Source organism: Pseudomonas baltica, assembly GCF_014235765.1.
GTDB lineage: Bacteria > Pseudomonadota > Gammaproteobacteria > Pseudomonadales > Pseudomonadaceae > Aquipseudomonas > Aquipseudomonas baltica.
Window position 1 is genome coordinate 119,578 of record NZ_JACMYH010000006.1, and the last position, 14,585, is coordinate 134,162.

Sequence of the window (14,585 nt, forward strand, 5' to 3'; positions counted from 1 at the left end):
GACTTGCCCTATCGGCGTAGACGCTCCCGCTGTTCCATGGTGGGAGCGGGTCTCTGCCCGCGAAGAGGCCAATCCTGCCTACAAAAACCACACCCGCCCGAGGCTCCCGACCTATGCCCGTTCGACCTTCACGCGTCACCGCAATCGCTGCAGCCTGCCTGTTCTCGCTGTCGACGCAGGCCGCCGAACTGCCTGCCGCCGATCTCTACAAACAGGCCCAGGCCGAACAACCCAGCTACCTGGAAACGGTCAAGGAGCTGGTCTCGGTAGACACCGGCACCGGCCAGGAAAAAGGCCTGGCCACGGTCAGCGCGCTGCTGGTCAAGCGCCTCAAGGAGCTGGGTGCCACGGTCCAGACCAACCCGGCCACGCCGTCGGTGGGCGACAACATCGTCGGCACCTTCAAGGGCAGCGGCAGCAAGAACTTCCTGCTCATGGTCCACTACGACACGGTCTTCCTGCCCGGCACTGCGGCCAAGCGTCCGTTCCGCACCGACGAAGCACGCGCCTATGGCCCTGGCGTGGCCGATGCCAAGGGCGGCGTGGCGATGATCCTGCACGCGTTGAAATTGCTCAAGGCCCAAGGCTTCGACGGCTACGGCACGCTTACTGTGCTGTTCAACCCGGACGAGGAAATGGGCTCGGCCGGCTCGAAGAAAATCATCGCCGAACTGGCTGCCCAGAACGACTACGTCTTTTCCTACGAGCCGCCGAACAAGGACGCAGTGACCACTGCCACCAACGGTATCAACGGCTTGGTCCTGGAAGTCAAAGGGCGCTCGTCCCACGCCGGCTCCGCGCCCGAAGAGGGCCGCAACGCGCTCACCGAGCTGGCCCACCAGTTGGTCCAGCTCAAGGACCTGGGCGATCCCGACAAGGGCACCACCGTGAACTGGACCATGGCCAAGGCAGGCGAGAAGCGCAACATCATCCCGGCCCTTGCAACAGCTGAAGCCGACATGCGCTACTCGGACATCGAGGAAACCGACCGCGTGCTTGCGCAAGGCCAGCGTCTGATCCGCAAGCAATTGATCGACGACACTCAAGTCAGCCTGCGCCTGGAGAAGGGCCGCCCACCGCTGGCCAAGAACAGTGGTTCTGAACAACTGGCCGGCGTGGCGCAGAAAGCCTATGCCGCCATCGACAAATCCATCGAGCCGATCGCCATGCGCTTCGGTACCGATGCCGGCTATGCCTACGTGCCCGGCAGCGACAAGCCAGCAGTGCTGGAAACCATGGGAGTGGTTGGGGCGGGGTTGCATGCCGACGACGAATACATCGAACTGGACAGCATCGCGCCGCGGCTGTATCTGACCTTGTCGATGATTCGCACGCTGTCGGTACCTTGATCCGGCGCAGTGCCGGCGCCCGGCATAGGCGCCGGCACTGTCACGCCAACTTGCTCAACCCCCGGCACGCCCCGTACTCTGAGGTCCTCTCACCGACCATGGAGCGCGCCCTATGAATACTGCAGTGCCGGGCATGGGCCCCGTCAAGGCTGTCATCTTCGACATGGATGGCTTGCTGCTGAACACCGAAGGCATCTACACCGAAGTCACGCAGATGATTGCCGAGCGTTACGGCAAGGTCTTCGACTGGAGTATCAAGCAGAACACCATCGGCCTGGGTGCCACTGACCTGTCGACCTATATCGTCGAGACATTGGGCCTGCCGCTGACGCCCGCTGAATTCATCGAAGCACGCGCGCCGCTGATGGCCGAGCGCTTTCCCCACGCGCAGGCCATGGCCGGGGCCGAGGCGCTGGTGCGGCATTTGAAGGCGCACAACATTCCGATCGCCGTAGGTACCAGTTCGTCTCGCGGGCACTTTGCGATGAAAACCACCCTGCATCAGGAGTGGTTTGCGCTGTTCGACACGGTTGTCACTGCCGATGACCCTGAGGTGGGTGCGGCCAAGCCTGCGCCGGATATTTTCCTGGTCGCGGCCAGGCGTCTGGGGGTGGAGCCCAAGGATTGTCTGGTGTTCGAGGATTCGCCCTTCGGCGTCACCGCCGCCAAGGCTGCCGGCATGTTCGCCGTGGCCGTGCCGGATGCCGCCATGGCGCCAGAACGCTATCACCACGCCGACGATCGCCTGCAAAGCCTGCTCGGCTTCGACCCCGCCCAGTGGGGGCTGCCGGCCCACTTGGTGTAGCAATACTCGCCGTAGGCGCGGTCATCGGCCGCGAAGGTCTCGCCGCCGTCCTCAAACCTCCAACAAAGCCCCCAGCTCCCGCTCCAGCTCCTCGGGGTCGCCCAGGTTGAGTTCGATCAAGCGACGCAGATGGCTGATCGACTCCAGACCAATATGGGTGCACACGAAACCCAGCTGCCCATGATCGTCATGGGCCAGCTTGACCTCCATCACCACATCTTCCTGCGGCCCCAGCTTCACATCCACATTGAAGGGTTGGCTGGCATCACCCAGCCAGGGCGACGGCTTTTCGATCAACAGCCCCTTCAATGACAGATCGAGCAGCTTCACCGGCCAGCGCTCGGTGCCTTGGCGCAGTTCGGTCTTGGCATCGAAGGCGATGCGCTTGAAGCGCCGGCGTTCGGTATGGGTTTGCGTCATGATCGGGTTCTCCAGTTTTGCTGGACTATAGCGCAGTGACTCAAAGCCAGCGGCGAACCCGTCGACAATACTGGCGATAAGTCTCGCCAAACAGCCCTTCCAGCTGGATTTCGTCAGGCCTGATCACCAGCCAGTTCATCAGGTACAACAACACCGGCAGCAACAGCCATGGCCACAGGCTGCCCATCAGCAACGACAGCGCGACATAGGCAAGGGTGTCACCCAGATTGATCGGGTTGCGCGACAGCGCGAACGGGCCGTCGCGCAGTAACTCGTGGGGGGCGTCGAAATTGCTGGTTGCCGTGTGTTGGCGCTTGAAACGCAGCATGGCCCAGAAGGAGAGGCTCTGGCCGAGGATGATCAAGGCCGCCGCCGTGGCGGCGGTCCAGCTGTTGACCGGCAACGCAATGGGCAGCGCATAGCTCAGGGCCATGGCCACCGCGATGAACGCCAGATACAGCAACGGTGGCGGCAGAACGGCTTGGGCAGGTGGCTTGGGCATGGGTCAACTCGCTTTGGACACCTTAAGTGCGACCCACACCGGCTGCAGGTGTTCCGATTCGTCCCTGCCTCACGCGCCGCACCGCTCTAGACCAACGTGGGGATGGCCATCGAGCAAAAAATCGCTAGACTCGATAAGGCTGACACTCATCCACTGAGCTGGAAACAATAATATGAAGAATAATAGCAGTGCGTTCCGCCACGTTCCGTGGCTGATCGTGGCGATCATTGGTGCCTGTGCCCTGGGCGTCGTTGCACTTCGCCGCGGTGAAGCAATCAATGCGTTATGGATCGTCGTCGCGGCAGTGGCCATCTACCTGGTCGCCTACCGCTACTACAGCCTGTTCATCGCCAACCACGTCATGCAGCTGGACTCGCGCCGGGCCACGCCCGCGGTGCTCAACAACGACGGTCTGGACTACGTACCGACCAACAAGCACATTCTCTTCGGCCACCACTTCGCAGCCATTGCCGGTGCTGGCCCTCTGGTCGGGCCGGTGCTGGCCGCGCAGATGGGCTATCTGCCCGGCACGCTGTGGCTGATTGCAGGCGTGGTCCTGGCCGGCGCCGTGCAGGATTTCATGGTGCTGTTCCTGTCCACCCGCCGCAACGGCCGCTCGCTGGGCGACATGGTGCGCGAGGAAATGGGCCGCATCCCCGGCACCATCGCCCTGTTCGGTTGCTTCCTGATCATGATCATCATCCTCGCGGTGCTGGCGCTGATCGTGGTCAAGGCACTTGCCGAAAGCCCGTGGGGCATCTTCACGGTCATGGCCACTATCCCGATCGCCATGTTCATGGGCGTGTACATGCGCTACATCCGCCCGGGCCGCATCGGTGAAATCTCCATCATCGGCGTGTTTCTGCTGTTGCTCTCGATCTGGCTGGGGGGCCAGGTGGCGGCCGACCCGGTCTGGGCCAAGGCCTTCACCTTCTCCGGCATTCAGATCACCTGGATGCTGGTGGGCTATGGCTTCGTCGCAGCCGTGCTGCCCGTGTGGCTGATCCTGGCACCGCGCGACTACCTGTCGACCTTCCTCAAGATCGGTACCATCATCGCCCTGGCCATCGGTATTCTGGTGACCATGCCGGAACTGAAGATGCCTGCGCTGACCCAGTTCACCGACGGCACCGGCCCGGTATGGAAGGGCGGTCTGTTCCCGTTCCTGTTCATCACCATCGCCTGCGGCGCGGTGTCCGGTTTCCATGCGCTGATCTCCTCGGGCACCACGCCCAAGCTGCTGGACAACGAAACCAACGCCCGCTACATCGGCTACGGTGCCATGTTGATGGAATCGTTCGTGGCGATCATGGCCATGGTCGCCGCCTCGGTCATCGAACCGGGCGTGTACTTCGCCATGAACAGCCCGGCCGCAGTGGTCGGTACCGATGTGGTCGCAGTGGCAACGGCGGTCAGCAGCTGGGGCTTTGCCATTACCCCGGAAGCGCTGCAGGCGGTGGCACATGACATCGGCGAAACCACCATCCTGGCGCGTGCCGGCGGTGCACCGACCCTGGCCGTGGGTATCGCGCAGATCCTGCACTCGGTGCTGCCGGGTGAAAACACCATGGCTTTCTGGTACCACTTCGCAATCCTGTTCGAGGCGTTGTTCATCCTGACCGCAGTGGACGCCGGTACCCGCGCCGGACGCTTCATGCTGCAAGACCTGCTCGGCTCGTTCGTCCCGGCGCTCAAACGCACCGAGTCGTGGACCGCCAACGTCATCGCCACCGCCGGTTGCGTGACCCTGTGGGGCTGGTTGCTGTACCAGGGCGTGATCGATCCGCTGGGTGGCATCAATACCCTGTGGCCGCTGTTCGGCATCTCCAACCAGATGCTGGCCGGTATTGCCCTCATGCTCGCGACCGTCGTGCTGATCAAGATGAAGCGTCAGCGTTACATCTGGGTCACCATGCTGCCGGCTGTGTGGCTGCTGATCTGCACCACCACTGCAGGCTTCATCAAGCTGTTCGACGCCAACCCCGCAGTTGGCTTCCTGGCGCTGGCCAAGAAGTACAGCGACGCGTTGGCCCAGGGCCAGGTCATTGCACCGGCCAAGAGCGTCGAGCAGATGCAGCACGTGATCTTCAATGCCTACACCAACGCAACCTTGACCGTACTGTTCCTGCTGGTGGTCTTCAGCATCCTGTTCTTCGCCTTGAAGGTCGGCGTCGCCGCCTGGGGCAAGAAGGAACGTACCGACAAGGAAGCACCGTTCCAGCCGTTCCCCAATGCGTGATGATCGAGGGCTGCCGCCATGTTCAATGACTTGAGCAAGTTGGGAAAATACCTGGGCCAGGCGGCACGTCTGATGGTGGGCATGCCGGACTACGACAACTATGTCGAACACATGCAGACCAAGCACCCGGACAAGCCGATGATGGATTACCAGGCGTTCTTCCGCGAACGCCAGGAGGCCAGGTACGGCGGCAAGGGTGGGCCCAAGTGTTGTTGAGGCATGCCATCTCGTAGAGATGTGTCGTGAGTGACGGCCCTTTCGCGGCCACTGGCCGCTCCTACAAGTGATCGATTATCCCTGTAGGAGCGGTCAGTGGCCGCGAAGAGGCCATTTGCATTTAAATGATTCCGGAGCCAACAAACTTGTCCGAAGCCGCACCCCCGATTCCCGTCACCATCCTCAGCGGCTTTCTCGGCGCCGGCAAGACCACCTTGCTGCGCCACATGCTCAAGGCCGAACATGGCTTGAAGATCGCCGTGATCGAGAACGAATTCAGCGACGCCGGCATCGACACCCAGCTGCTGGGCGACGAGCCGGTGCAAATCATGACGCTGGCCAACGGCTGCGTCTGCTGCACCATCCACACCGACCTGACCAAGGCGCTGTACCTGTTGCTCGAACGCCTGGACAGTGGCGAGATCGCCTTCGATCGACTGGTCATCGAGTGCACTGGCCTGGCCGACCCAGCGCCCGTCGCGCAGACCTTTTTCATCGATGAAGAGCTGCGCGAGCGCTACATCCTGGATGGCATCCTGACCTTGGTCGACGCTGCCCATGCCGGCATTCATCTGGCCCAGACCATCGCCCAGGCGCAGGTCGGGTTCGCCGATCGCCTGTTGATCAGCAAGACCGATCTGGTGCCAGCAACGGTGCTGGAAGAACTGAGCGAGCGCCTGACCCGCATCAACCGTCGGGCCCCGATCCGAGTGGTCGAACATGGGCGTATCGACCTGGCAGAATTGCTCGATGTGCGCGGCTTCAATCTCAATGCAGGGCTGGCGTTGCGCCCGGTCAACCAGGGGCCCAGCGTCGACCGCATCGCCAGCCTGGTGCTGCGCACCGACAAGCCGCTGGACATCGATCGGCTCAGTACTTTCATGAATGAACTGCTTGAAGAGCACGGCAAGCAACTGCTGCGCTACAAGGGCGTTTTGAATATCGCTGGGGAAGATCGACGCCTGGTGTTCCAAGGCGTGCTGAAACTCTACGGGTTCGATTGGGACACCGAATGGGCCGAGGGGGAGGTACGCGAAAGCGTGATGGTGTTCATCGCCGATGATCTACCCGAAGCCAAGATCCGCGCCGGATTCGAAACCCTCTAAAGCCTGTGCCGGCCTTATCGCGGGCAGAGCCCGCTCCCACAGGGATCTCCAGCACGACAACGATCCCTGTGGGGGCGGGCTCTGCCCGCGATAGGGCCGCCCCTGATACATAAAAAAGCCCGACTCAATGAGCCGGGCTTTTTCATATCAAGGCACAGCTATCAGTCGGCATACACCGGCAGCTTCGCGCAGATGGCCTTGACCTTTTCGCGCACGGCATCGATCACCGCGTCGTTGTTCAGGTCGGCCAGAATGTCGCAGATCCAGCCGGCCAGCTCCTGGCACTCGGCTTCCTTGAAACCGCGAGTGGTCACTGCAGGCGTACCGAAGCGCAGGCCCGAGGTGACGAACGGAGAACGTGGGTCATTCGGCACCGAGTTCTTGTTGACGGTGATGAATGCCTTGCCCAGCGCGGCATCGGCGTCTTTGCCGGAAATGTCCTGCTTGATCAGCGACAGCAGGAACAGATGGTTCTCGGTACCACCGGACACTACGTCGAAACCACGGTCGATGAACACCTTGGCCATGGCCTTGGCGTTCTTCACGACCTGTTGCTGGTAGGTCTTGAATTCAGGCTGCAGCGCTTCCTTGAAACACACGGCCTTGGCAGCGATGACGTGCTCCAGCGGGCCGCCCTGGGCGCCCGGGAAGACTGCCGAGTTGAGCTTCTTCTCGATCTCGGCGTTGCCACGCGCCAGGATCAAACCGCCACGCGGACCGCGCAGGGTCTTGTGGGTGGTGGTGGTGACCACGTCGGCGAACGGCACCGGGTTCGGGTACACGCCAGCGGCAACCAGGCCTGCCACGTGGGCCATATCGACGAACAGATAGGCACCGACCTTGTCGGCGATCTCACGGAAGCGTGGGAAGTCGAGGATCTGCGAGTAGGCGGAGAAACCGGCCACGATCATCTTCGGCTTGTGCTCGACGGCCAGGCGCTCGACTTCGTCGTAGTCGATCAGGCCTTGGGCATCGATACCGTACTGGACGGCGTTGTACAGCTTGCCCGACGAAGAAACGCTGGCGCCGTGGGTCAGATGACCGCCGTGGGCCAGGCTCATGCCCAGGATGGTATCGCCCGCCTGCAGCAGGGCCAGGTACACCGCGCTGTTGGCCTGGGAGCCGGCATGCGGCTGGACGTTGGCGTAGTCGGCGCCGAACAGTTCCTTGGCGCGATCGATGGCCAGCTGCTCGACCACGTCGACGTACTCGCAGCCACCGTAGTAACGCTTGCCTGGATAGCCTTCGGCGTACTTGTTGGTCAGCACCGAGCCCTGGGCTTCCATGACAGCGGGGCTGGTGTAGTTTTCCGAGGCGATCAGCTCGATGTGCTCTTCCTGACGCAGGGCTTCTTGCTCCATGGCGGCAAAGAGATCGGCATCGTACTTGGCGAGTGTCTGGCTACGGCTGAACATGGCGGTCCTCAAGGATCGGGATGTTGGGAAAGGCGAGCATTCTACCCCATAGGCTTTTATCTGGCATATGAAAGGCAGTCACTGCGTGAACAAGCGGGCCTCATGTCCACCGGCACCCCGGCACCCCGGCACCCCGGCACCCCGTAGGAGCGGTCATTGGCCGCGAAAGCCACGCCGCGGTTCCACTGATCTACCGCAGGGCGCCCTTCGCGGCCACTGACCGCTCCCACAAGCGAGGGTCACTGAAACAGGAACAGCGCGTCGTTACTGAACTGCGACTCGAAGCGATGAGCCTGCATCGGCCGGCCGAACAGGTAGCCCTGAACCTCGTCGCAGCCATGCTCGCGCAGAAACTCCAACTGCTCGTGGGTTTCCACGCCTTCGGCGATCACCGACAGATTGAGGCTGTGCGCCATGGCAATGATGGCCCGGGCGATCTGCGCATCCTGCTCGCCGGAGGGCAGACCATCGACGAAGGTGCGGTCGATCTTCAGCACGTCGATGGGGAATTGCTTGAGGTAGTTGAGCGACGAGTAGCCAGTACCGAAATCGTCGATGGCGATGCTCAGGCCGAGGTTCTTCAAGATATCGAGGATCACCATGGCTTCGTTGACCTCGCGCATCAGGATGCTCTCGGTCAGTTCGAGCTCCAGGCACGCCGGTGGCAGGCCGATACGTTCCAGCATTCGGGCAATCCGATTGCCCAGCTGGCCGTCGGCGAACTGCCGCGCGGAGATGTTCACCGACACCTTGGGCACCCGCACCTTGGCCAGATGCCAGGCCTTGAGCTGACGACACGCCTCGGCCAGCACCCAATCGCCTACGTCCACCACCAGGCCGAGCTCCTCGAGCACCGGAATGAACTCGCCAGGCGGCACCAGGCCGCGCCGTGGATGGTTCCAGCGCAACAGCGCCTCGGCACCGGTCAGCCGCTTGCCGTCGCCGCTGAACTGCGGCTGGTAGTACAGCACGAATTCTTCTTGCTCCAGGGCATGGCGCAAGTCGCTTTCCAGCTCCAGACGCTCCAGCGCCGTAGCGTTCATGTCGGCCTGATAGAACTGGAAATTGTTCTTGCCGCGCTCCTTGGCGTGGTACATCGCGGTGTCGGCGTTCTTCATCAATTGGCTGAGTTCGCCGCCATCCTGAGGGCTCAAGGCAATGCCCACGCTCGCCGTGACGAAGAACTCGCGGCCTTCGAGCACGAACGGTTTGACCAGGCTGCCGAGAATCTGCTCCGCCACATGGATGGCCTGGTTCAAGGCCAGCTCACGGGTCGCGCGGGGTTGCAGCAGCAGGGTGAATTCGTCGCCGCCCATGCGCGCCACGGTGTCATCGTCGTCGACGCAACCCAGCAGGCGCGTGGCCATGTCCTTGAGCATGCGGTCGCCGGCGGCGTGGCCGAGCGAATCGTTGATCGGCTTGAAGCGGTCAAGGTCGAGGAACATCAGCACCACCCACGACTGCTGGCGTTCGGCCTGTTGCAGGGCGTTGTACAGGCGGTCCTGAAACAGCGTGCGGTTGGGCAGGTGGGTCAGGGCATCGTAGTAGGCCAGGCGATGAATACGCTGTTCGCTGGCCTTGCGCTCGCTGATGTCGCTGAAGAAGCACACGTAGCTGGCCAGATCGCCTTCGTCATCGAGTACCGCGGTGATGCCGACCCAGGCCGGGTAGTGCTCGCCATTGCGCCGCTTGAGCCAGACCTCGCCTTCCCAGGTGCCGCGCAGTTGCAGTTGCTTGAGCACATAGCGCAGGTGGGCTTCCTGCTGGTCATCCACGGTCAGCATGTTGGGCAGTTGGTCCAGCACCTGGGTTACCGCATAACCGCTGACGCGGCTGAAGGCTTCGTTGGCCTGGACGATATAGCCCGCCGGGTCGGTGATGAGAATCGCCGACGTCGAATGTTCGAACACCGTGGCAGCCATGCGCAGGTCCTTCTCCGCGCGGCGCTGCTGGCTGATGTCGCGACCCACGCCCAGCATGCCTTCCAGAGCCCCTTGCGCATCCCAGATCAACACCAGACGCAGCTCGATGGGAATCTTGCGGCCATCGTTGCGCATGCAGTCGAACATGAAGACCTGGGTCTTGAGATCGCTGCGCAGGGCAGCCAGCTCGGCCGGCACATGCAACGCCCGACGGACCTGCGTCAGCAGCGCATTGATCCCCGTCATCTGTGCGGGATTGGCCAGCATGCCCTGCCAACCGTGCTCCAACACCCAGTCTGCCTCGTAGCCCAGCACGCTCTGCACCGAAGGGCTGACGTAGTTCAGTTCCAAACGGTTGTTGGTCGAGAAGATCACGTCGCTGATGCTCTCGGCGAGCATGCGGTGGCGCTTTTCGCTCTGGCGCAGCGATTCGCTCGCCGTCCTGTGGCTGGTGATGTCGGTGATGCTGAGAATCACCGCGCGGTAGTCCTCGGCATGCTCGGGAAAGCGCACGGTCAGCCACAGGTACTGATCCTGGCCTTGCTGGTTGACCAGGCGGATTTCCAGTTCCAATTGCTGTTGGCGCTCCAGCAGCGCAGCGATCAGACGGTGGCCGATGCCGGTGGCCGAGCCGCCTTCGATGAGCTTGCGCCACGCCTGTTCGCCGGTGTCCACCTGCAGCACCCGCAAGGCAACCTGGTTCACTTCGGTGATGCGCAGTGCCTGCAGCAGGTCGAGGCGCTTGGTCGGGTTGTCCTGCAGCCACTGTGCAGAGTCGGTGTGCCCGTTGAGCCCGACCCGCTCGAAGAACGCCAGGACGCCCGACAGGTCGAGCACGCACAGCGCCACTCCGGCGCCTTCGAAGATGTCCTGATAGCGGCGACGCTCTTCGTTGAGCTCGCGCTGGCGGCGGCGCATGCCCAGCAGCGCGAGCAATGGCACCAGCGACACCAGAAGGCCCAGCAGGCATTTGCCCACCAGCGGCGGCAAGAGCGCCAGGCGCGCCTGTCTGGCGTCGAACAGGCTGCGCAGTTGCCAGTCGCTATGGCTCAGCGGGGTTACCAGTACACTCTGCTCAAGCTCGGTGGCGCTCAGTTCCGAGGCAGTGAGTGGGGCTCGGCCGGCGCGGCCGATGATGTGCTTGTTCGCGTGATTTTCCAGGACCCAGCTGGGGTTCTCCTCGCGCTCGACCTGGTGGATGAGGCGGCTGATGACGATCGGGCTCATGCGCAGCAGCCAATAGCCATTGGTGTTTTCGCCGGGCTGGCGGATCAGCAGATAGACCAGGTCTGCGGCTGTGTTGTTGGTGTAGTAGTGGCTGTCGCCATCCAGGCGACCTGTCAGCAGGGCAATGAACGGCGCGTCAGTGGCGTCCGGTAGGGTGTCGGCGATGACTCGGGCATCGCCGCTGAGCCAGGCCAGGCTTTGCAGTTCCGGCACCGAGCGGCGGACGCGAGTGAGCGTTTCGGCCCGTTCCCGCGCGCTGGGGAAGGGTTGAGTCGTGAGCAACTGGTTCAGCGCGATCTGCGCATTGAGCGCCATGTTCAGATTGACGTGATCGGCCAGGTCCGCGCTGTAGTCGATGCTGTGCTGGCGCTGGTCGGCCTGGGTGCGCTGGAACTGGTCGAGCAGCTGCCAGAACAACAGCATCAGCAACATCAAAACCACGAATGCCAGCGCGCCTTTCAACGAACCGTGCAGCGGCGTACCTGACCCTTGGACAGGCGGGCGCAAGGAGGACGGCTGATTGAAATTGGTCAAACTGAAATCCTGCGATATGACAGTCGGGGGCAGGCATAGGCGCGGGCCCCACCAGAGGGCACGTGAATCATGCGTGTTACACCTCGCACTATAAGCGCTAGCGCCCAAGGCCGGCTAGCGCAGCGTAAAACCACCGTGCTGCGCCTGACACGCCGCACCCACCGCCGACGCGGCTCGCGCCGCTGCTACAGCGCTCGTGTCGCTTCCGGACGTTCGTTCACACCGCGATCCGCCTGGCGCACCGCGTTTACCGCCGACGCGGCTCGCGCTGCTGCTACAGCGCTCGTGTCGCTTCCGGACGTTCGTTCACACCGCGATCCGCCTGGCGCACCGCGTTTACCGCCGACGCGGCTCGCGCCGCTGCTACAGGCGCCGCAATCCCGTAGCAGCGGTGCAAGCCGCGTCGGGCCCACCGCGATCCGCCTGGCACACCGCGTCACCGGACGCGCCCTGGTTTGCCCTGACTCCCGCATTCCGGTAGCTTTGAACACCTTGCGGGGGCCCAAGCTTCCATCCTCTATCTCGCACCTTCTTTATCCAGGTTCATTCCATGGCTCAATACGTCTACACCATGCATCGGCTGAGCAAAGTCGTTCCGCCGAAGCGGGAAATCCTCAAGAACATTTCGCTGTCCTTTTTCCCCGGCGCCAAGATCGGCGTGCTCGGCCTGAACGGCTCGGGCAAATCCACCTTGCTGAAGATCATGGCTGGTGTCGACAAGGAATTCGACGGCGAAGCCCGCCCGATGCCCGAGCTCAACGTTGGCTACCTGCCTCAGGAACCACAGCTCGACCCGACCAAGACCGTGCGCGAAGTGGTCGAGGAAGCGGTCAGCGTGATCAAGGACGCCCAGGCCCGCCTGGACGAGGTCTATGCCGCCTATGCCGAACCGGACGCCGACTTCGACAAGCTGGCCGCCGAACAGGCCAAGCTCGAGTCCATCCTCCAGGCCAGCGACGGCCACAACCTGGAACGGCAACTGGAGGTCGCTGCCGACGCTCTGCGCCTGCCGGCCTGGGATGCCAAGATCGAGCACCTGTCCGGTGGTGAGAAACGCCGCGTGGCCCTGTGCCGCCTGCTGCTTTCGGCCCCCGACATGCTGCTGCTCGACGAACCGACCAACCACCTGGATGCCGACTCCGTCGCCTGGCTGGAGCACTTCCTGCACGACTTCCCCGGCACCGTGGTCGCGATCACCCACGACCGTTACTTCCTCGACAACGTCGCCGGCTGGATCCTGGAGCTCGACCGCGGCGCCGGCATTCCGTACGAGGGCAACTACTCTGGTTGGCTCGAAGCCAAGTCCGATCGCCTGGCGGCCGAATCCAAGCAGCAGTCGGCCCACGAAAAGGCCATGAAAGAAGAACTGGAGTGGGTGCGCAAAGGCGCCAAGGCCCGCCAGTCGAAATCCAAGGCCCGCCTGCAGCGCTTCGAGGAAATGCAGTCGCAGGAATTCCAGAAGCGTTCGGAAACCAACGAAATCTACATTCCGGCCGGTCCGCGCCTGGGTGACAAGGTCATCGAATTCAAGAACGTCACCAAGGGCTACGGCGACCGCGTGCTGATCGACAACCTGTCGTTCGCCATGCCCAAAGGCGCCATCGTCGGCGTGATTGGCGGCAACGGTGCCGGTAAATCCACCCTGTTCCGCATGCTCATGGGCAAGGAACAGCCGGATTCGGGCAGCATCGAAGTGGGCGAAACCGTCCAGCTGGCGTGCGTGGATCAAAGCCGCGACGACCTGGACGGCAGCAAGACCGTGTTCCAGCAGGTCTCCGACGGTTCGGACAATATCCGCATCGGCAACTACGAAATTCCGTCACGCACCTACGTGGGCCGCTTCAACTTCAAGGGCGGCGACCAGCAGAAGTTCGTCAAGGACCTCTCTGGTGGTGAACGCGGTCGCCTGCACCTGGCGCTGACGCTGAAGGAGGGCGGTAACGTCCTGCTGCTCGACGAACCGTCCAACGACCTCGACGTGGAAACCCTGCGTTCGCTCGAAGAAGCCCTGCTCGACTTCCCCGGCGCGGCCATCGTGATCTCTCACGATCGCTGGTTCCTCGACCGCGTGGCCACGCACATCTTGGCCTACGAGGACGACTCCCAGGCCGTGTTCTTCGAAGGCAACTACACCGAGTACGAAGCCGATCGCAAGAAACGCCTGGGTGAAGCGGCTGCCCAGCCGCACCGGGTCCGCCACAAGAAACTGGCGTGAATGAAAAATGGGGCCCTCTTTGCAGGGCCCCATTTTTTTGCTTGGTGAATGGATATCGGCTGGCCAACAGAGCCGGCGTATCACTCAGGGGCCTGTCTGGATGCCCGTGACTTCCACGGTCAGGTCACCCGCAGGCCGACGCCATACGCGTTCTTCACCGACTTCTGCGCCCAGCAGTGCGCGACCCAGCGGCGACGCCCAGTTGATCAAGCCAACACCGGCGTCTGCCTGGTCTTCGCCGACCAGACACACGCGCTGCTCGGCGCCCTGGTCATCGGCAAAAGTCACCCAGCTGCCGATCTGCACCTTGGCGGTGGACGTGACCGGTGCCACCACTTGGGCATGTTGCAGGCGGTGCTGGTAGTAGCGCATGTCCCGGCTCAGGTCGGCGACACGCTGACGGTCGGCGCGCTCACCCATTGCCATCTGCTCGGCCTGCAGTATCTGCACTTCAGCGACCCGCGCTTGCAACTGAGCCAGGCCACTGGCGGTCACGTAGTTGGGCTGCGTACTGATCAGTCGCTCCACGGGTTGGCTCGCCTGTTCGGCGGCCTGGTCTTCATTCACGAATGCGCGGCTCATGGTCTTCCTCCCTTGAGGGGCGGTACAACTCGCCCAGCTTGCTGTAGGGGAGC

Annotated in this window: 10 protein-coding genes and 1 pseudogene; 6 read left to right on the top strand and 5 right to left on the bottom strand. The window is 62.8% G+C overall.

Going from position 1 to position 14,585, the window contains the following annotated elements; genetic code table 11:
* Positions 1-113: 113 nt before the first annotated feature.
* Positions 114-1,349, top strand: a complete 1,236-nt coding sequence (locus H7993_RS17865; RefSeq protein ID WP_185795198.1) for a M20/M25/M40 family metallo-hydrolase — start codon at positions 114-116, stop codon at positions 1,347-1,349.
* A gap of 112 nt (positions 1,350-1,461) precedes the next feature.
* A complete protein-coding gene (locus H7993_RS17870; RefSeq protein WP_185795199.1) occupies positions 1,462-2,154 on the top strand; it encodes an HAD-IA family hydrolase in 693 nt (230 codons plus the stop codon).
* Positions 2,155-2,205: 51 nt separating this feature from the next.
* Here H7993_RS17870 and H7993_RS17875 read toward each other — a convergent pair whose 3' ends face one another.
* Both H7993_RS17875 and H7993_RS17880 read right to left on the bottom strand, forming a co-directional pair.
* A complete protein-coding gene (locus tag H7993_RS17875) occupies positions 2,206-2,574 on the bottom strand; it encodes a PilZ domain-containing protein (protein WP_122475366.1) in 369 nt (122 codons plus the stop codon).
* Between the two features lie 40 nt (positions 2,575-2,614).
* Positions 2,615-3,076: a methyltransferase family protein gene (locus H7993_RS17880; protein ID WP_185795200.1), complete on the bottom strand. Its 462-nt coding sequence runs from the start codon at positions 3,074-3,076 to the stop codon at positions 2,615-2,617.
* A gap of 172 nt (positions 3,077-3,248) precedes the next feature.
* On the opposite strand from H7993_RS17880, the gene H7993_RS17885 reads away from it, so the two are divergent.
* From H7993_RS17885 to yjiA, 3 genes are all read left to right on the top strand, one after another.
* A complete protein-coding gene (locus H7993_RS17885; protein ID WP_122475362.1) occupies positions 3,249-5,315 on the top strand; it encodes a carbon starvation CstA family protein in 2,067 nt (688 codons plus the stop codon).
* Positions 5,316-5,333: 18 nt separating this feature from the next.
* On the top strand, positions 5,334-5,531 hold the full coding sequence (locus H7993_RS17890; protein ID WP_122475360.1) for a YbdD/YjiX family protein: 198 nt from the start codon (positions 5,334-5,336) through the stop codon (positions 5,529-5,531).
* Between the two features lie 146 nt (positions 5,532-5,677).
* The gene (yjiA, locus tag H7993_RS17895) at positions 5,678-6,637 is read left to right on the top strand and encodes a GTPase (protein ID WP_244647088.1); all 960 of its coding nucleotides are present in this window, start codon (positions 5,678-5,680) and stop codon (positions 6,635-6,637) included.
* A gap of 161 nt (positions 6,638-6,798) precedes the next feature.
* Here yjiA and glyA read toward each other — a convergent pair whose 3' ends face one another.
* Positions 6,799-8,052: a serine hydroxymethyltransferase gene (gene glyA / locus H7993_RS17900; protein WP_185795202.1), complete on the bottom strand. Its 1,254-nt coding sequence runs from the start codon at positions 8,050-8,052 to the stop codon at positions 6,799-6,801.
* Positions 8,053-8,291: 239 nt separating this feature from the next.
* Positions 8,292-10,907, bottom strand: a pseudogene (locus tag H7993_RS17905) (sensor domain-containing protein); the annotation flags it as partial.
* 1,378 nt (positions 10,908-12,285) lie between these two features.
* Between H7993_RS17905 and ettA the strand changes: the two are divergent.
* A complete protein-coding gene (gene ettA / locus H7993_RS17910) occupies positions 12,286-13,950 on the top strand; it encodes an energy-dependent translational throttle protein EttA (protein ID WP_122475355.1) in 1,665 nt (554 codons plus the stop codon).
* Positions 13,951-14,034: 84 nt separating this feature from the next.
* On the opposite strand, the gene H7993_RS17915 is transcribed toward ettA, so the two are convergent.
* Entirely contained in the window at positions 14,035-14,532 is a 498-nt protein-coding gene (locus H7993_RS17915; protein ID WP_122475353.1) for a GreA/GreB family elongation factor, read from the bottom strand.
* Positions 14,533-14,585: the final 53 nt, after the last annotated feature.